This window comes from Flavobacterium sp. 38, from assembly GCF_057799715.1.
The window spans coordinates 84866-103597 of the sequence record NZ_JBYNWZ010000002.1 but is presented as its reverse complement, the minus strand read 5'-3'; the positions used below and the strand labels follow the sequence as shown (position 1 = coordinate 103597).

Genomic DNA, 18732 nt, shown 5'->3' with positions numbered 1-18732 from the left:
TTTACTTCGTATTTAATTTTCTTAATTTAATTGCTGTCAAAACTTTTTTGGTGTACAAAGGAAAATCAGCATTTTGAATCCAGCTGAAATATCCTGGTTCTGTTTCCAAAACTTTTTCCACTTTAGCTCCTTTATGTTTTCCAAAAGTAAAAATTTCTTCATCATCTTTATCAAAAGCGATCATTCCGGCAAAATCGGCGATTTTTTTACGAGTTGTAAATTCAGACAAAGATTTCATATCGTTTTCCAGTTCTGGATAACGATCTAACTGCGCTTTTAGAATTTCGTAAGTTGCCATTGTATCTGCTTCTGCCGAGTGCGCATTGTCTAACGTTTTTCCGCAATAAAATTTTAAAGCCGCACTCAAAGTACGCTCTTCCATTTTATGGAAAATAGTCTGCACATCTACAGAAACTTTATTTTTCATATCAAAATCTACTCCCGCACGAAGCAATTCTTCGGCCAGAAGCGGAATATCAAAACGATCAGAATTGAATCCGCCAAGATCACTGTCTTTAATCATATTATGAATGTGCGGAGCAAGTTCTGCAAAAGTAGGTTCGTTGGCCACTTTTTCGTCTGTGATGCCATGAACTGCAGTTGTTTGTGGAGGAATTGGAATTGTTGGATTAACCAGCCAGGTTTTACTTTCTTTGTTTCCGTTAGGAAAAACTTTGAATATTGAAATTTCTACGATTCTATCTTTACCGATATCAATTCCCGTTGTTTCGAGATCAAAAAAGCAAATTGGTTTGTTAAGTTTTAATTCCATTTCTAATTTTTATAAGTTTACAAATGTAATTTTTAAAGCGGAATATCTTCCTTTATTCTGATTTTTTTTGTCTAAAAAAGCTTTCAAATCGCGATTTTAACTTTTCTAAAATAAGTCTTCAATAAGATCACGCATTTCCACTTAATTCTTTTCTTACAAAAGAAAATCCGATAAGTTTTAAACCTATCGGATTTGAATTTATTTTATAATTGAATTTTAGAAATCTCTATCCACATCAAAAGCTTCTAAATATTCAGCTACTCTTTTGACGAAACTTCCACCAAGCGCTCCATCTACAACTCTATGATCGTAAGAGTGCGACAAGAACATTTTCTGACGGATTCCGATAAAGTCTCCTTCTGGCGTTTCAATAACCGCAGGCACTTTACGAATTGCTCCAAGAGCTAGAATTCCAACTTGCGGCTGGTTGATAATCGGAGTTCCGAAAACACTTCCAAAAGTACCAACGTTTGTAACCGTATAAGTTCCACCTTGCGTATCGTCTGGCTTAAGTTTTCCAGCTTTTGCACGGTTTCCTAAATCGTTAACCGCTTTTGCCATTCCAACTAAATTCAACTGATCTGCATTTTTAATTACAGGAACAATTAAATTTCCGTTTGGAAGAGCCGCTGCCATTCCTAAATTGATATTTTTCTTTTTAATGATATAATCTCCGTCAACAGAAATGTTCATTCCGGGAAAATCTTTCAAAGCTTTTGCAACAGCTTCCATCATAATTGGAGTAAAAGTCAATTTCTCGCCTTCTCTTTTTTCGAAAGCCGCTTTTACTTTATCTCTCCATTTTACAATATTAGTTACATCAACCTCAATAAAAGACTGAACGTGAGCCGAAGTTTGAACCGAAGCTACCATATAACCTGAAATCAGTTTACGCATTCTGTCCATTTCAACAATCTCGTCACCGCCATTTACAGAAACTGGAACTGCCTGCTGGCTTTTTTGAACCGCTGGCTCAACTACTTTCGGAGCTTCGACTGTAACTTTCGGAGTTTCCACCACTTCTTTTGGAGTTTCCTCAACTTGTTTTGGTGTTTGAACTGCTCCAGATTTACGATCTTCTACATATTTTAGAATATCTTCTTTTGTTACTCGTCCGTCTTTACCAGAACCCGCAATATTTTCAAGTTCGCTTAAAGAAATACCTTCTTCTTTTGCAATATTTTTTACTAATGGAGAAAAGAATTTATCTGAACTTGAGAAGTCTTGAGAAGTCGTTACCGTTTCTTTAACTGCTTCAATTGTTTTTTCAATTTCAGCAGCTTCGGCAGGAGCGGCAGTTTCTTCAGTATTATTTACTGCTGCAGTTGGCGCGTCGCCTCCTTCAGTTTCAATAATCGCAATGGTCTGCCCTACTTGCACTAAATCATCTTTACCAAACAATTGCTCAACTAAAATCCCTGATACTTCGCTAGGCACTTCACTGTCAACTTTATCGGTTGCAATTTCGAGTACGGCTTCATCAGCCTCAATTTTGTCTCCTACTTCTTTCAACCAATTGGTAATAGTTGCTTCAGCGACACTTTCTCCCATTTTTGGAAGCTTTAATTCAAATCTTGCCATATTGTTAATCTAAAAGATGTTTTTGATTTTCAGATTGCGAAATTAACGAATATTTTAAACATAAATTACACTTAATATAATTTTTTACTCAATTTTTACGATTTGCCCTCTGTCATTTCTGCAATTGCTTCCAATAATAAAATGGGTCTTTTTGGGTAAAATTTTAAAAGTAATCCTCTTATCTTTAAGAGTTTCTATGATTTCGATACATTTTTTGAATGAAATGTATTGATTATCTAAAATAATTTCGACCTTTTTTCCCTTAAAAATCAGGCACGAATTTACCATTTTTTCTTTCGGGATTTTTAAAAACCGGACTTTATTTTTTAAAGTTAAAGCTAATTTTTGAGACAAATCTTCATTTAAAGAATAAAAAACATACGATTCTGGATTGGGTTTTATTCTCGCATTCCCCTGAAACATTTTCACAAAAGAAAAAAACCAAGTTCCGATTTGGATGAAAAAACTGAAAAACCATGATTTCTTAAAATGCTTCTGATAAAAGAAATTCATCGCTTCTTGAAACCTCATCATATATTTTTCATCTTTCACCGTACTTTCTCCTTTATAATGTAAAACAGTGGTCTCGTGAAAATAATAATTAGTCTTTTTCTTTTGCAAGGCGCGGTAAGACAAGTCGATATCATCAGCATACATAAAACAGTTTTCATCAAAACCATTTAAATCTTCATACAGACTTCTTTCTAAAAACATAAAAGCGCCAACAAGAATATCCACTTTTCCTGTTTCATTTTCTTTTAAATGCTGTGCGTAATATTGATTAAAAAGTCTGGTTTGAGGAAAGATTTTATACAATCCGAAAATTTTTGTGAAGGCAACCCAGGGCGTTGGAATTCCGCGTTTGCTTTCTGGCAGAAATTCTCCAGTTCCGTCAATTAGTTTGCAGCCGATAATTCCGAGATTGTTCTGCCTTTCGGCGAAAGCCAAAATCTTTGTAAAAGTATCTTCTGCAACAACTGTATCAGGATTTAAAATACAGACGTACTTCCCTTTCGCTTGACGAAAACCAATATTATTGCCTTTTGGAAAACCAAAATTCTCTTTATTTTCAATTAGTTTAACGTCAGGAAATTTTTCTTTCAGCATCAAAACACTTTCGTCCGATGAATTATTATCGATTACAATAATTTCAGCATCGATTGCCGCAATCGCTTCCTGAACGCTTAAAAGGCATTGTTCGAGAAAGTAGCGCACATTGTAATTGAGAATAACAACCGATAACTGCATGAAAAATGGTTCTGTAGATTTTGGCCGAAGTTAGAAATTTTCAGACAATCCCAAACGCAGCGACCAATCGTTTTTACTAATTCCGTAATCTAGCGCCAGATTACTGCCGTTGCGCTTATTCCATTTTACACGGATTCCGGTTCCAACTGCGGGATTCCATTTTTTAAATTGATAGGTATCTAATTTAGAAACTGAGGAAATATTAGTAAAAAATACGGCGCCGAAGAATCCGTTACGGCTGATATCGGTTCTGTATTCGGTTTCAAAATAAATTAAAGCATTGCTTCGATATCTGTTTTTTGTAAATCCGCGTCCTGTTTTCCCTTCACGATCCCAACCAATACTTGGCAAATCTAAATAATGTGGTTTTCCGCCAAATGTTGACCAGTAAAAAGCTCTAGAAGCCCAAACACGATGTTTGGTTTTACTAAAAGAATGGTATTTTCGGGCATCAAAATACAAAGACTGCCATTTATCTCCTTCTACTCCGCTGGTATTTATTCGTAAATCGGCTTCAACATACAAACCTTCTTTTGGGTTTATTATATTTTTTCTAGAATCGTACAATCCTTGAATAGCAAATCCAAACGAAGTTTCGTTAGAATAATCGCCATTCATATATTTATAATAATCGGTTTCTCCGTCTATGTATGATTCTTCAGAAATATTTTGATAATTATCTAAAAGAAAACCAACTCCCAAACGATAATTTCCCACAACTTGCCGCGTAATAAACTGATAAAAACGCCACTGCTGGTAATCGAGTGTTGACATTTCTTTCTCGGAGTTATCTATACCCAATCCATAAGTATCTTGAGGATAAATCATATACCGATAATCTCCAATTAGATTCCATTTATTGTCCTTCGAATAAATATAAGATTGGATTGGAAAGACAAATTGCTTGCTAAAACTAAAATAAGGTGAAAAAGTGACCTGAGACATTTTGGTGGTTTCTGGATCGCCCAAATAAAATGTAGTCAGAAAAGAGACAACCAAACCTGTGCTTGAATTAACGCCGACAGGAACTGGCAATAATGAAAAAGTTAGTTTTCTCTTTCTTTCGGGACGAATAGTATCTTGCTTGTCAAAAATTTTATGAATTACATCTAAAATATCTCGTGTACCCACGGCTGTACTATCATTTTGAGCTTGGCAAAACGATCCTATTAAAAGTAAAACGAAGATGTATTTAATTTTTAAACTATTCACTCACAATATCTTAAAAACCTTCTCTTACAAATTTAAATATTTTTAAATGAATTAAGCAGCATTTTTAATTTCTTAAAAAACTATATTTGATTATATGGTAAAAACTCAATCATGAAGAATTTTTCAATTGTAATGGTCCTAGTATTTGTTTCTGTGCTTAGAATTGAAGGACAAAACAGAACCGATCTTATTAAATCGAACAAATGGTTTATTGCCGGACCGTCGGTTGAAAATGAAGAAGCAATAAATGCTTTACGCTTGAAAAAAGGAATTGTTTTGGTGACAGCAAAAGAAAATCCAAAAGGGGAAATGGAGCTAAACGTAATGATTACAAATTCTGAAACCAACGACGGAGTTCCGACGAATCTTTCAAACGAATCTAAATATGTAGAGATTACCTATCAGTGGACACAAATTATAAAACTGCAGGCGAGAGAAGGAAATGCCGAAGGAACAGGCTGTGTACACGGAGGTTCGCACCCGAGAGTAAGTCTTCCTGCGTCTCCAAAACATTTTTCTACGATAAAAATTCCTTGGACCGATTTCAAACAAGATGAACTTCCAGACGGAAAAACACTAAACATCAACAATATTTGTAAGCTTAATTTTGTGAATTACAATCCCGTTTCAGGCTCTGTATTGAAGATAAAGAAGGTTGTTTTTTAGTGTTCAGAATCAACAAAACTGATTACTAAAAAACGGAACACTGACCATTAAACTAAAGTTGCATCTGAATTTTATATCTATTCAAAATTTTCATTACAAAAAGCATAATCGTAGAAAATACCAAAGACCAGATAATTCCTGGAACTCCTTCTGAAAAATATTCTGGCAGAATATGAATGTTAAGTGCTTTATTGAAATAATAAATAACGCCTGGCAAAATATAAATCAGTAACGGATTTGCGGCGGCAGGCATAAAAAATTCACTCCATTTGGTTTGTTTTTTAACTTCCATCAGCCAATACAGAAAATAAAAAAAGACTGTACAAATTGCTGCCGAGAACATTGTCCAAGAAGGTGTTCCTTTTATTTTAGAAATTCCGAAATACGGACGAAGTAAAATGGCTGTCAAAGTGAATAAAACAATAAAACCAATTACAGGCCAATTGATTTTGGAACTTATCTTTCGATCAAAAAACAACAACGAAATTATAACTCCAGCGGTTGAAAGCGATGCATGTGTAAGATGTCCGGCAATAAAACTTATCCAAGAAATATTTTGGACAAAAGAGTTCTCGGTTAAGTTTAAAGAATTCATTGCAACAGAAAAAATCAAAAATCCGATCATTGCCCAAAGATTTCCATTTACCAGCCAATAATAAATTACAGTAAAAAGATATGCCCATCCGATCAAACCGAGAATTCCCCACCATTTTGGCGTAATTCCAATTTCTCCAGTTTCTTCTTGAACATATAAAAAGTATAAAGCTATTAGAACGAGTATCCCGCCATATTGAAGTACATTTTTTAACCAAAGCGGAAAATTTTTCGGGTATTTATTCCAAATCGGAATTGGCATCAAGTAAGCCAAAAGTCCCCAAAACGCGGGTTCAATTATCATTTTAGAAGCATCGTAACCATATTCGGCATTGACCATAAAAACACCAATTACGATAAGCGCAATTGCTCTTTTTAAAGTATGTGTCCAGATTGTTTTCGGACTGTCTCCTTTTATCAATCTAGCATTAAAAGCAAACGGAATAGACATTCCGACAATAAATAAAAAAGCAGGAAAAACTAAATCAACAAAAGTCATGGCATCTGCATCTGCAGGCATGTGTTTCATCCATTGCGGTACGTTTTTGATACTTGCCAGTTCATTTACAAAAATCATTACAAAAATGGTAATTCCACGCAAAGCATCGATAGAAATAATACGCTGATTAAACAGATTCTCTTTTATTTTCATAATTTTTTACTTTGTTACTAAAAATCAAATATAACATAATTCTAAAATGTCTTATTACAAATTCTAGATTAATTTTGCTCTCTATAAAATTGATTAATACTTATTTGTCTCATGTTATCATTTTTCAAATCAAAACCTGTTTTAAAAGAACTTCTAGACGGTAGTTTTGTAGATATTCATTCACATATTCTGCCTGGAATTGATGATGGCGCAAAAGACATAACAAAATCAATTAAGCTAGTATCGTCTTTGCAAGATCTTGGGATTTCTCAGATTATAACCAGTCCTCATATTAATTATCACATCTGGAATAATACTCCCGAAACGATACAATTAAAACTGGAAGAGACTCAAAAGGCATTAGTAGAAAATAAAATTGAAATCCCGATTCGAGCTGCAGCAGAATATTTTATTGACAATTGGTTTGAAAATCTTTTAAAAGAGCAAAAACTACTTACGCTAAAAGACAATTATGTTTTGGTCGAAATGTCGTATATAAATGCACCTATTCAATTGTATAAAGTTTTATTCGAATTGCAAGTTGCAGGTTATATTCCTGTACTTGCTCATCCGGAAAGATATTTATTTTACCACAACAACTTTTCGGAATATGAAAAGTTAAAAAATGCAGGCTGTTTGTTTCAGCTAAATTTATTAGCCACAGTTGGTTATTATGGAGAAAAAATCACAAAAGTTGCAGACGAACTTCTAAAAAAGGGATTATATAATTTTGCAGGTTCTGATGTGCACCATAAAAATCATATTGCAGCTTTCGATCAAAAAATTAAAATCAAAAATGAAATTGCTTTAAGAGAGGTCATTAAAAATAATACGTTTTTTAAGTTTTAAGACTTATGATCTTAGTAAGCGTTATCATCACCTTTTAGTACATTAATAAGAGTGCGAACGATAATTTTTATATCTAAGAGCAAGCTCCAATTTTCGATATACCAAATATCACACTCTACCCTATTTTCCATATCTTTTAATTTCTTCGTTTCTCCTCTGTAGCCATTAACCTGCGCCCAACCAGTTATTCCTGGCTTTGCAAAATGCCTTACAGAATAATTATCAATCAATTCGCCATATTCCTTGGCTAGATTAATCATATGTGGTCTTGGTCCAACAACAGACATACTGCCCCAAAGAACATTAAAAAACTGCGGCAGCTCGTCGATGCTCGTCTTCCTCATAAAAGAACCAAATTTAGTAACCCTGCTATCACCCTTTCTAGCCTGCTGATCATGAGCTTTATCGTTGAGATACATGCTTCTAAACTTAAAGCAAACAAACGATTTATTGTCACGACCCGAACGAGCTTGCTTAAAAAATATCGGCCCCTTAGATTCTAATTTAATAATTAGCATTACAATGGGAAAAAGCCATGGAAAAATAAGCAGTATAACTAATATTGAAAAACAGACATCAAAAACTTTTTTTATAATTCTATTCACCGCTAATTCAAGAGGTTCAGAACGGAGCATTAAAACTGGAGTGTTTTCGTAAAAAGCGATTTCGACCTTACTCGATTTTGTATACAACTGAAAATCTGGAATAATTTTAATACGTACCATATTTTGCTCACATATTTTTATAAGCTTAGTTATAGTATCAACCTTATCTATATGCAAAGCCACATAAACCTCATCTACTTTTTCTGTAATAATAAATTCCTGGACTTCATCAAAACCTCCTCGAATGGTCAATGGATTTAGATTTTCTGTTTGATTTTCATCAAAAAAGCCCAAAAATTTATAGCCGTAAGTCAGGTCCTTAGCTAATATTTTATGTATTTTTTCTCCTGTATTATTTGCTCCAACAATGATAATTTTTTTAAAATTATACCCTTTTGCACGCATATATTTTAAAACCTTCATTAATACATATCGGGAGATCACCAAAAAAATAAAGAAAAAAAGATAGAAGCATAATAATCTCAGCCTCGATATATCATAGTATTTTAAAATAACAACAAAAAAAACTACGAATGCTATATGTATAAAAATTTTCTTTATTGTTCTTTGAAGTATTGTTTCGATATATTCGATCCTGATAATCCTATGAGAATCTTTGTGCAGTAAAAGTCCTATCCAAATTAAATTTGTAAACAATGAAATTGTTCTTTCGTCTTTTGTCAAGAGATTATCTATAGTTCCAAATCGAACTATAAATGAGAGATAAATTGCAATATTCAGTATAATCAAATCCCAACAAACAAAGAGGACTTTGGAGTAACGCGAAAATCGATAATCTGACAATTTTTGTAAAAATCTCATTACTTTCTTCTTCTGGAAATTGATTGTTTTTGTACTGGCGACGAAAATAAGATTTTAATCACACTTTAATCTTATCTTTAGAACAATTTTCTTAAACTTTTAATTAAGGTTTTTCGCAAAAAGAATTCGATCAAAACAAAAAAAGCGACCTATAGCAATAGACCGCTTTAATAACTTTTTAATTTTTAGTTATATTTTTAAAACCATTTCTTTTTCTTTTTTACTTCATTGTAACCATAACCATATCCGTAACCTTTTGAGGAAACCGTGTCATTTAATACAATACACATATTAGGAAGTTTCTTTTCTTTATAAAGGGAATTAGCAAACGAAAGCATTCGTTTATCTAGCTTATTTGCTCGTATAACATAGGCAAATGCATCTGCATTTTTTGCAATAAGCAATGTATCTGCCACTAAAGCCACAGGAGCCGTGTCTACAATAATGTAATCATATTCGTTTTTCAATTGAATAAAAAGCTCATCAATTTTACTGCTCATTAACAATTCTGCAGGATTTGGCGGAATTAACCCTGCTGGCAAAATATATAAATCATTGTAATCATGATGCTTTACAATGTAATCCTCTACTTTTTTTACATTTGATGACAGATAATTTGTTAATCCTATATTAGGTAAAACCATAAGCTCATCAATTTTTGGGCTTCTAATGTCCATACCAATTAACAAAACTCGTTTTCCAGTTAAAGCAAAAGTAGCTGCTAAATTTACAGATAATAGTGTTTTTCCTTCTCCAGCAAAAGTAGAGGTGACAAAAATGGTTTTGGCAACATTTGGAGGAACGTTATTTAGCATAAAATCCAAATTAGTTCGAACAATCCTCATCGCTTCTGAAGAACTGCTTCTGCTTTCAGATTTAATGATTTCTTTTGCATTATCAAAAGTAGGAATGTCTCCTATAAATGGAATTAGTGTATTGCCATCTAAATCTGATTTACTTTTAATTTTAGTATCTAAAAGTTCTTTTGAATAAATTATTCCATACGGAACTAGTAACCCTAATAAAACCCCTACCAGATAAACCATTTTTTTCTTAGGACTTATCGGCTGTTTTTCCTCTTTAGCGGCATCTATTACACGCGCGTTGGGTTCTGTCGCTGCCAAAGAAATTGTTGTTTCTTCTCTTTTTTGAAGTAAATAGATATAGAGCTCCTCTTTTACTTTCTGCTGTCTTTCTATTACTCTGAATTGACGTTCTTGCTGTGGAATTTTTTCGATTTTATTCTTTAAAATTCCTTCTTGTCCTCTTAAATCGTGAATTTTAATTTGAAGATTAGACTGTATTTGCTTCAAACTTTGAGAAATATTTGATTTTAAAGATGAAATTTGCTCGTTAAGTTTTAAAACAGCAGGGTTTTCAGCGGTAGCAGATTTTAAAATCCTATTTCGGTCAAGAACAAGCTGATTATACGAATTCATCAGAGAACTTGATTCTCCTTGATCTGAAATTAAGTTTGTTGGTAGTAAATCTGAATTAGTGCTTTTTTTTAGAAAATCTAAAAGAGAAGAAACCACATTCAATTGAATTTCAGTTTCTACACCTTTTTTATTATATTCATTAGAGCCATCAATAAACAGCTTAGCTTGAGAATCTATATCAGCCAATTGGTTTGTTTTTTTAAAACTTTCAACATTCTGTTCAACCCCGCTTAATTCCTCAGAAATAAAGATTAAACGATTTGTAATAAAATCAGACGTCTTTTCAGAAACTAAATTTCTATCCTCTGCGGCATCTTTATTATAAATTTGAACCATTGTATTCAAGAAATCTTTTGCTTTTTGAGAAACTGGGTCAGAAACAGAGATAGTAACTACACTGCTGGTCTTGCTTACAAGCTCAACTTTAAGTGAGTTTTGAAATCTCTCTGCAATATTATCCAATGGTTTGACATCAATGTAAACGGACTCAAACTGATCTGAATATTTTTTTTCAAAAAAAGCAGTTTTTTCGACAATGAATGTTCCAATTGACATAACTATTTTTTCCCCATATCTATATTCTTTCTTGTTAGAAACAAGAATACTTTCGTTTTTATCCGCTATATCTTCCAGTGCAAATGTATTTTGGTTTAAAAACTTCAACTTTAAGCTCATCTCAGATTCATCAAAAAGATTTGACTTATCTACAAAAAGAACTTTTATGGGAGCTTCTCCATAAACATTATAGTCCTTTAAAGTTCCTTTATGACACAATGATATATTAAGATTTAATTTTTGAATTGTCTTTTCAACTAATGTTCTAGATTTTAAAATTTCAATTTCGTTGTCTACATTACTTTTCATATTTGAACCCAAACCTAAATCTGAAAACACAGATAGTTGAGAAAGCATGCCACCTTTTTTCTCATCTTTTACCAATACGGTTGTACTCGCTTCATACCTATATGTTGCATATTGCAAATACATAAAAGAACAAATAAGTCCTATAAATACACTCAATAAAAACCATTTCCAATAAATAATATATTTTTCAAACTGCTCACGGAGATTCAAGCCATCATTATCTTCGTTTGTAAAATCATCATAAAAATCTTGATTTTGCATGTTTACTTTATTTAAATATTAGAACTGAAAGTGAAACTAAAATGGAAACAGCAGAAATTATCACCGAAGTATTTGGTCCTACTGCAGACGAATTCACTCTTGTTTTATTTGGCTCAACATACACCACATCGTTTTGAGCTAAATAATAAAATGGAGAATTAATAAAATCAGACTTGGTAATATTTACTCTGTTATAAGATTTCTTGCCGTTAGTTTCTCTTATAATTAAGATGTTGTTTCTTTTCCCGTAAACAGTTAAATCTTTCCCCATACTCAATGCCTCTATTAAAGTAATTCTTTCAGAAGCTACAGAATAGGTTCCAGGCATATTGACCTCACCTTGTAAAGAAATTTTAAAGTTGGTAATACGAAGATTGATAATTGGATTTTTGATGTAGCCACTAATTTTATTTTGCAGTAAATGAAGTACTTCAGTACGAGACAATCCTCCCACTTTAATTTTTCCTAAAACTGGAAACTCAATATTTCCCTCAAAATCAACTAGGTATTGCTGTACAGTTTCCTGTCCACGTGTTATGTCTAATCTATTTCCAGAAGTACTGTAGGTTTTTAAATTAAATGGCAAAGCCGCTTCCGCGTCATCTGCAGAAACTATAATCATTAATAAGTCATCAGGCTGTATTTTAACTTCATAGGATTCTCCTCCCTTATCGGTAATTTTATCAATATCCTGATAGTAAACAATATTTTTCCGTGAAGCACAGGAGAACAAGAATAATAGTGATAAAAAAACAACGCTTTTTATCCAAAACATTTTAGATTTCATTTTATTAAAAATTTTAATAATCGCATTGCAATTATTTTTTGAAAGTATTTATAAGAAGCTGTACTACACTCAATACGCATTTTTCTCACCATGGAAAATATTTAGAACTGTTTTAATAATGATTCTAAAATCTAGCAGTAAACTCCAGTTTTCGATATACCAAATATCATAATCAACTCTGTTTTTCATATCTATAAGCTCCTTGGTTTCACCTCTATAGCCATTTACCTGAGCCCACCCAGTAATCCCCGGTTTTGCATAATGACGAACCAAATAATTATTGATTAGCTCTCGATATTGATTGGTATGATTTACCATATGCGGCCTTGGCCCCACAACTGACATATCTCCAATCAAAACATTAAAAAACTGGGGAAGTTCATCTATACTGGTCTTACGCATAAATGCACCAAACTTTGTCACTCTGCTATCTCCTTTTTGCGCCTGCTTACTATCTGCAGTATTATTTACTTTCATACTTCTAAACTTTAAACATTTGAAAGATTGATTATCTCTTCCAGAACGTTCTTGCTTAAAAAATACTGGCCCACGAGATTCTATTTTTATAATAAACATTACAACGGGAAACAGCCAAGGAAATATTAACAGGATTACAAGTGCAGAGAAACATAGATCGAATACTTTTTTTATAAATCGATTGACTGCGTATTCTAAAGGTTCAGGGTGAAAAATTAAAATCGGAGTATTTTGATAATATGAAACTTGAACTCTATTAGATTTTGTGTATTGTTGAAAATCGGGAACAAATTTGATTCGCACCATATTCTGATCGCAAATTTGTATCAACTTATTTATTGTAGAAATTTGGTTAATATGGAGTGCAATATACATTTCATCGACGCTTTCTCTTTTTATAAATTGTTCTATTTCATCGAAAGTTCCAATGTAAGTTTCCTCTTTTTCAAGTGTTATTGGACTGTCATCAAAAAAACCTAAAAACCGATATCCATTTGTTAAATCCTTAGCTAGAGTTTTTCTAATCTGTTTTCCCGCTACATTTGCTCCAACAATGACAAAATTTCTAAAATTATAGCCTTTAGCCCTAATGCATTTTAATAATTTCATCGATGTATATCTGGAAAACATCAGGAGTATAAAAAAGAATATATAGAAATAACCTAACCTAAATCTAGATATATCAGAATAGTTTAAAAAGAAAACAAATGCTATAATTATTGATGCATGAATTACAATCTTTTTAATTGTTCTTGTTAGCATCGACTCTATAGGTTCGATTCGAATTATTCTATACGAATCATTAAAGAGCAATAAGGAAATCCATACTAAATTACCTAATAATGATATGGTCTGTACTTCTTTTAAATGCAATCTTCCTACATTACCATATCTTGCAATAATAGATAATATAATGCATAAATTGAAAACTGCTAAATCTGAAATAATAAAAATTAGTTTGAAATAACGGGAAAAGCGGTATTGGGCCAGTCTCTCAAGAATTTTCATTATCTTCCCAAATTATTAATATTACACATGGCTTATTTTAGAATATACTGCCTTACAGCCAGCATTTTTTTTTGAAAAACTGCCTTTATAGCAGATAGTTGATGAAATTTATAGATTTTATAATCTTCGATTAATACTTGTAGTGCTCTATGATAATCTGTGCTTAAGCCCCCCATTCTCATCTTTACTATATATTGATTTAGATACATTATCTTTATTTTGTATTTATATAAGTACCTCAATAAAAACTCTGTATCAGAACCTATTTTAAAATTCAGATTATAACTGCCATATTTTTCTATAATTTTTTTCTTAATATAAACTGTAGGGTGCAATGGTAACCAGCCTTCATTTAATTTGTTATAATTGTATTCACCGCCAATTCTGTTTCTAACAATTTTTTGCTTATCATCATTAGTAACATAAAGTCCATTGCCATATAAAGCATCAACAGTCGGATTTTTTTTGAAGGTCTCTACTATATTCGAAACTACAGTAGTGTCATACAAAACATCATCAGAATGTAATAATCCGATCACATCGCCGGTAGCTAAACTCAAACCTTTATTAATGGCATCATACATTCCTTTATCTTGTTCTGAAATATAGATCGAAATTTTATCGGAATAGGATTCTATAATTTTTTGTGTGCCATCTGAAGAATTACCATCTATAACAATATATTCGACGTTTGGGTAATTTTGATTCAAAACACTCTGTATCGAATGTTCAATGGTTGCTTTGCGATTGTAGCAAACCGTAATAATTGTAATAGTCATTATTAAATAAATTTTACCAGCGTTTTTTTATAAATTGCAGAGGATTACCTCTATAAACGCTATTAGAGGCCAAAGAATTCGTTACTATAGATCCTGCTGAAACAACAGTATCTATGCCAACAACAACATTTGGACCTACAAATGCTCCAGCTCCAACCCAGCAGCCATCTTCTAATGTAATGGCACCATTTCGGTAGGGCATTGATGAAATTTTATAATTATGGTTTCCTCCGCAAACAAAAGCCCGTTGACTTATACAAACATTATTACCTATATTCAGCATTTCAAAGTTTAAAAGAAAAACTTCCTCTCCAATCCAAACATTATTACCTATTCTTAATTTCCAAGGAAAATGAATATTAACTCTTGGTTTTATAATAATTCCCTTTCCTATTTCTGCGCCAAATAATCGGAGTAAGAATGTTTTAAATTTGGACGGATAAGGTAATGCTGAAAGAAAGAAAACTACTTTAATTGCATACCATAAAATCTCTTTCATTTTACCTGCTCCTCGATCTAATCCAACTGAAGAATCAAATTCATATAACATGGTTTTGGAAAATGTTGAATTCATTATTTCAAATTATTACTATTATTAAAATCGTTGAATAATATTCAAAAAAAAAGCAGTAACAAAATTTTGCACTAGCCAACAATCCTTTTAATGAAAAAACATCTGTATTTTTTAAACGTAATGGAGCTATGCATTTAAACCAATAAAATGCATATTTTTAGTTCGTAAAAAACTATGTTATTGGTGTGTGTTTACGATAGCTAGATCAACTATTATTAATTGTTTAAAAACTTTAAGTACTTTTTGCGCAAACTTAATTTCTGTAAAATTATCTTTTACATGTTTTACATTGCATACAGCAATGCTGTCGGTAAGCGCATTAATATTTTCACTTATATATAAAAAAGTATAAAAAATATCTTGCGGATTTTTAGGCTTCACAAAAAAACCATTTTTACTATCAAGAATATCTGGTATTCCAGAATAGTTGGTAGTGACAATTATATTCCCTGTTGCCATTGCTTCTATGACCGCAATAGGTTGTCCTTCCATTCTGTAATAGGTAGGCAATACAAAAACATTATTATTTGCTAGAAGACTAATTTTTGACTCCCCCTGGACAATGCCATGGTATTTAATATATCCTTCTAAAAGTGAAAATTTTTTCTCAATTACTGAAGCAAGACCATCTTCAATTTTTCCTGCGATATCGGCACTAAATGATATATTATTATTTTTTAATAAAATTAAACTATCTAAAAAATCAAAAATACCCTTCTCTTCCATTAAGTTACTCAAATAAAGTAATCGTAATTTATCAGCAGGTTTTTTATTTACGTTTTTCTCTACCAACTCATTTAAGGCAAAATTTTCAACTACAAAAACCCTATCGTCATTTAATAGTCCTTTAAAATTATTTCTTAAACTTTCTGACAATACAATACCTGCAGAGGCCTTTTTTACAGAATATTTAAAAAGAAAACGTTTTATCCATTTTAAATTTTCATACTCTTTCCCTAAATGATTTCCATGAATATGAATAACATATTGCTTTTTATAAAGAGTACAAAACAAATAAAAAGGCAGGTATTTAATTACTCCAAAAAAAGTTTGTCCTGGAGTAGTATATACAATTTCAGCTTTCTTTATTAAGGAGATATTTTTATATGTCTTTAAAAAAAAGAAAACTTTTTTTAAAGAAAATGTACCAACCTTTTGAGATGAAATATTAGCTGTATTAGTATTAATCTTCATCATCTCTAACTGAGGATTATGATTTAATTGCTCGAATAAAATTTGATTTGCTAACGAACAACCATTTACAGGGTCAGGAAAAGGACCTATTATTAAAATTCTCATTGAGTATAATATGAAAACTTACTTTTTTAACTTAAAATAAAAGTTTCTTGATTAATCTTTTTTGTACAATTATATCTTTAACAACTAAAATAGGATTTCTTAAATCCTTATAAAAAGAATAAGATTTGATACCTTTAATTATTTCTAATATTTTTCTTCAACCAAATGATAACTTTGGCTGTAAACTTAGGGCTTATCCAAATACTAAGTATTTTAATTTTAGTGACTATTGAAACTTCCGCTTTTAAGAACATCTTAAAAGCATTGCTCTTGAGGTGTTTAGAATAATCTCTATATTGTGCAGGATAGTTTTTTTGAGATGACGTAAAAATCATCTTTTCTAAGGAATAAAAGTAAGTCCACCATTCATGAAACTCTAAAGCTACAATAACTTCGGGTGCTTTTAATATCAGATTCTTCTTTATATTACCTATTGCTTCAAAAGCATTAACAAGTTTGTTCATGCCAAACTTAGTGGTTGCTGATTCCATGTTATCAGTACGATAAAAATAAATCTTTCTTTGCCCAACACCTGTTTTGTTCGCTAATTGAGAAACTGTAGTGATAAAATTTAATCCTTCACCCATAAAATAATCAGTAGGAAACTTAATATTTTTCTCCACTAAGAGACTTCTTTTATATATTTTATTCCAACTACCTATTGGTATACCCGGATATAAAAGATTACTAGTTGCCTTTTCAGGTGAGTAAACTTTTACACTATCATTAACTATCTGATTCATACTTCCTGTAGAGAAAACGTTTTTAGACAAACAAAACTCTGCTGTCGTTTGGTCAGCAATTCTTAACAAATACTCTACAAAATCCGATGAAAGATAATCATCACTATCTACAAAAACTACATACTGACCAATTGCCTGATCTAATCCCAAATTCCTAGCAGAGGAAACACCTTTATTTATTGTATGGAATACTTTAATTCTATTATCTTTTTCAGCATACATATCTGCAATAATTCCAGAACTATCCGAACTGCCATCATCTACCAACAATATCTCTAGATTACTATAAGTCTGTCTAATAATTGAATCCAGGCATTGTACCAAATATTTTTCAACATTATATAATGGCACAATAATAGAAATCAACGGATTAGTATTATTAATTATGACCATTGTTAAAAATATTGTTTTTAATATAACCTACAGAAAAATTTCTTTTTTGATCAATTATTTCATTTGTAATCGAAAAATCAATATCATTTTCAAGTAAATCTGTTGAATCAACAATACGTTCAGACAAATTTAAATCAGTTAACAAATTAACCATACGCGAATTAGAACTACTCTTCCTTGTAAAAAGATGAAATTGTTTATTGTAAATCACAGAAAATGAGAGTCCATGAAATGAATTTGTTACAACGGCTTCTGCATTTTTTACCAAATTCACAAAAGTATTAGGACTTGCATTATAAAAATACTTATCTGTATCAAGCAAATAATCCTCAATATTTGTATTTATAGTATATACTTTTATACCTAGTTTTTTTGCTAATTTTCGAGCATATTCAAAAATATTTTTCTGTCTATTAAATGCATAAACTAATACATATTTATATTTTGGTTTAAAACTATTATGCTCTGCAATTCTGTCCCAATCATTACTTTGAAGTAAATATACCGGATCTAGAACGTTAACAGCTTTTTCAACACCTAAGTTCTTCACTAACTGAAGCCCATCTTTTTCACGGATTGCTACTGCATCAAAAGCATTAATAAACCTCCTATATCTGTCAACTTGTTCATCTGGTATTTTAGGCATCGCTAAACTTGCGGCATAAGCAATTTTCTTTGCTCCTTTTGGGGCAAAAGTCAGGAAAAAAGCATCATCTTTGCCATTCTCTAATTCATGACAATTCCATATCTGATCACTTCCTGCCAAGTAAACATCTGCTAAAGGTATATTATCTTTAAGTTCTTCAATATTCTTATAGGTTATAGCAGTCATTGGTAAATTATTTTTTATAAATTCACCAAAGTTCTTTTTACCAACAATCCAGTCTGGCAATCTGAAAATCTGCCTTAAAACTCTTGCCAACAGGTTTTTATTAGAAGCCATATAATAGCTAGGGTAATAGTCTATCACTTTAGCATCAACACCTAGTGATTTAAGTTTTGTATTTAGGGCATAAGCCTGTAAAACTGCTCCATAGTTTAGCGGTCTATGACAAGTTATTGTGTAAGATTTAAGTTGACTCATCTGAAAATTCCGATATTTTTTTT

At 31.7% G+C, this 18732-nt stretch carries 16 protein-coding genes; 2 read left to right on the top strand and 14 right to left on the bottom strand.

What is annotated here, in order from left to right; genetic code table 11:
* Position 1: 1 nt before the first annotated feature.
* The 4 genes from AC3E9W_RS05645 to AC3E9W_RS05630 all read right to left on the bottom strand — a co-directional run bounded on the left by AC3E9W_RS05645 (position 2) and on the right by AC3E9W_RS05630 (position 4813).
* Positions 2-772: a 3'-5' exonuclease gene (locus AC3E9W_RS05645; protein WP_306156146.1), complete on the bottom strand. Its 771-nt coding sequence runs from the start codon at positions 770-772 to the stop codon at positions 2-4.
* 216 nt (positions 773-988) lie between these two features.
* Positions 989-2353, bottom strand: a complete 1365-nt coding sequence (locus AC3E9W_RS05640; protein WP_488767416.1) for a dihydrolipoamide acetyltransferase family protein — start codon at positions 2351-2353, stop codon at positions 989-991.
* Between the two features lie 84 nt (positions 2354-2437).
* Positions 2438-3601: a glycosyltransferase family 2 protein gene (locus AC3E9W_RS05635; RefSeq protein WP_488767415.1), complete on the bottom strand. Its 1164-nt coding sequence runs from the start codon at positions 3599-3601 to the stop codon at positions 2438-2440.
* 30 nt (positions 3602-3631) lie between these two features.
* Positions 3632-4813 carry a hypothetical protein gene (locus tag AC3E9W_RS05630; RefSeq protein ID WP_488767414.1) on the bottom strand — a complete coding sequence of 394 codons (1182 nt, stop codon included), beginning with the start codon at positions 4811-4813 and terminating at the stop codon, positions 3632-3634.
* Between the two features lie 111 nt (positions 4814-4924).
* Here AC3E9W_RS05630 and AC3E9W_RS05625 point away from each other — a divergent pair, with 111 nt between their 5' ends.
* Positions 4925-5479 carry a hypothetical protein gene (locus AC3E9W_RS05625; protein WP_488767412.1) on the top strand — a complete coding sequence of 185 codons (555 nt, stop codon included), beginning with the start codon at positions 4925-4927 and terminating at the stop codon, positions 5477-5479.
* 52 nt (positions 5480-5531) lie between these two features.
* Here the strand turns inward: AC3E9W_RS05625 and AC3E9W_RS05620 are convergent, their stop codons facing one another.
* Positions 5532-6725, bottom strand: coding sequence for a DUF5009 domain-containing protein (locus tag AC3E9W_RS05620; protein ID WP_488767411.1), 1194 nt, complete (start codon positions 6723-6725; stop codon positions 5532-5534).
* Positions 6726-6836: 111 nt separating this feature from the next.
* Between AC3E9W_RS05620 and AC3E9W_RS05615 the strand changes: the two genes are divergently transcribed.
* Positions 6837-7574: a tyrosine-protein phosphatase gene (locus AC3E9W_RS05615; protein WP_488767410.1), complete on the top strand. Its 738-nt coding sequence runs from the start codon at positions 6837-6839 to the stop codon at positions 7572-7574.
* An 11-nt stretch (positions 7575-7585) separates the two neighbouring features.
* On the opposite strand, the gene AC3E9W_RS05610 is transcribed toward AC3E9W_RS05615, so the two are convergent.
* The 9 genes from AC3E9W_RS05610 to AC3E9W_RS05570 form a co-directional block, all read right to left on the bottom strand.
* Entirely contained in the window at positions 7586-9001 is a 1416-nt protein-coding gene (locus tag AC3E9W_RS05610) for an undecaprenyl-phosphate glucose phosphotransferase (RefSeq protein WP_488767409.1), read from the bottom strand.
* 197 nt (positions 9002-9198) lie between these two features.
* Positions 9199-11565 carry a GumC family protein gene (locus AC3E9W_RS05605; RefSeq protein WP_488767408.1) on the bottom strand — a complete coding sequence of 789 codons (2367 nt, stop codon included), beginning with the start codon at positions 11563-11565 and terminating at the stop codon, positions 9199-9201.
* A 7-nt stretch (positions 11566-11572) separates the two neighbouring features.
* A complete protein-coding gene (locus AC3E9W_RS05600; RefSeq protein WP_488767407.1) occupies positions 11573-12352 on the bottom strand; it encodes a polysaccharide biosynthesis/export family protein in 780 nt (259 codons plus the stop codon).
* Positions 12353-12421: 69 nt separating this feature from the next.
* A complete protein-coding gene (locus tag AC3E9W_RS05595; RefSeq protein ID WP_488767406.1) occupies positions 12422-13837 on the bottom strand; it encodes an undecaprenyl-phosphate glucose phosphotransferase in 1416 nt (471 codons plus the stop codon).
* A 32-nt stretch (positions 13838-13869) separates the two neighbouring features.
* On the bottom strand, positions 13870-14616 hold the full coding sequence (locus AC3E9W_RS05590) for a glycosyltransferase family 2 protein (protein WP_488767405.1): 747 nt from the start codon (positions 14614-14616) through the stop codon (positions 13870-13872).
* Positions 14617-14629: 13 nt separating this feature from the next.
* Complete coding sequence (locus AC3E9W_RS05585) at positions 14630-15190, bottom strand: WcaF family extracellular polysaccharide biosynthesis acetyltransferase (protein WP_488767403.1); 561 nt, start codon at positions 15188-15190, stop codon at positions 14630-14632.
* Positions 15191-15367: 177 nt separating this feature from the next.
* Positions 15368-16489, bottom strand: coding sequence for a glycosyltransferase family 4 protein (locus AC3E9W_RS05580; protein WP_488767401.1), 1122 nt, complete (start codon positions 16487-16489; stop codon positions 15368-15370).
* Between the two features lie 134 nt (positions 16490-16623).
* Entirely contained in the window at positions 16624-17625 is a 1002-nt protein-coding gene (locus AC3E9W_RS05575) for a glycosyltransferase family 2 protein (protein WP_488767399.1), read from the bottom strand.
* A complete protein-coding gene (locus AC3E9W_RS05570) occupies positions 17612-18709 on the bottom strand; it encodes a polysaccharide pyruvyl transferase family protein (protein ID WP_488767397.1) in 1098 nt (365 codons plus the stop codon). The genes AC3E9W_RS05575 and AC3E9W_RS05570 overlap by 14 nt, the downstream gene beginning before the upstream one ends.
* Positions 18710-18732: the final 23 nt, after the last annotated feature.

Coding starts and splice junctions, on each gene's coding strand:
- AC3E9W_RS05635 (WP_488767415.1), bottom strand. CDS start 3,601: ATGCAGTTATCGGTTGTTATTCTCAATTACAATGTGCGCTACTTTCTC.
- AC3E9W_RS05585 (WP_488767403.1), bottom strand. CDS start 15,190: ATGAATTCAACATTTTCCAAAACCATGTTATATGAATTTGATTCTTCA.
- AC3E9W_RS05590 (WP_488767405.1), bottom strand. CDS start 14,616: ATGACTATTACAATTATTACGGTTTGCTACAATCGCAAAGCAACCATT.
- AC3E9W_RS05625 (WP_488767412.1), top strand. CDS start 4,925: ATGAAGAATTTTTCAATTGTAATGGTCCTAGTATTTGTTTCTGTGCTT.
- AC3E9W_RS05570 (WP_488767397.1), bottom strand. CDS start 18,709: ATGAGTCAACTTAAATCTTACACAATAACTTGTCATAGACCGCTAAAC.
- AC3E9W_RS05620 (WP_488767411.1), bottom strand. CDS start 6,725: ATGAAAATAAAAGAGAATCTGTTTAATCAGCGTATTATTTCTATCGAT.
- AC3E9W_RS05580 (WP_488767401.1), bottom strand. CDS start 16,489: ATGAGAATTTTAATAATAGGTCCTTTTCCTGACCCTGTAAATGGTTGT.
- AC3E9W_RS05610 (WP_488767409.1), bottom strand. CDS start 9,001: ATGAGATTTTTACAAAAATTGTCAGATTATCGATTTTCGCGTTACTCC.
- AC3E9W_RS05640 (WP_488767416.1), bottom strand. CDS start 2,353: ATGGCAAGATTTGAATTAAAGCTTCCAAAAATGGGAGAAAGTGTCGCT.
- AC3E9W_RS05575 (WP_488767399.1), bottom strand. CDS start 17,625: ATGGTCATAATTAATAATACTAATCCGTTGATTTCTATTATTGTGCCA.
- AC3E9W_RS05605 (WP_488767408.1), bottom strand. CDS start 11,565: ATGCAAAATCAAGATTTTTATGATGATTTTACAAACGAAGATAATGAT.
- AC3E9W_RS05595 (WP_488767406.1), bottom strand. CDS start 13,837: ATGAAAATTCTTGAGAGACTGGCCCAATACCGCTTTTCCCGTTATTTC.
- AC3E9W_RS05615 (WP_488767410.1), top strand. CDS start 6,837: ATGTTATCATTTTTCAAATCAAAACCTGTTTTAAAAGAACTTCTAGAC.
- AC3E9W_RS05600 (WP_488767407.1), bottom strand. CDS start 12,352: ATGAAATCTAAAATGTTTTGGATAAAAAGCGTTGTTTTTTTATCACTA.
- AC3E9W_RS05645 (WP_306156146.1), bottom strand. CDS start 772: ATGGAATTAAAACTTAACAAACCAATTTGCTTTTTTGATCTCGAAACA.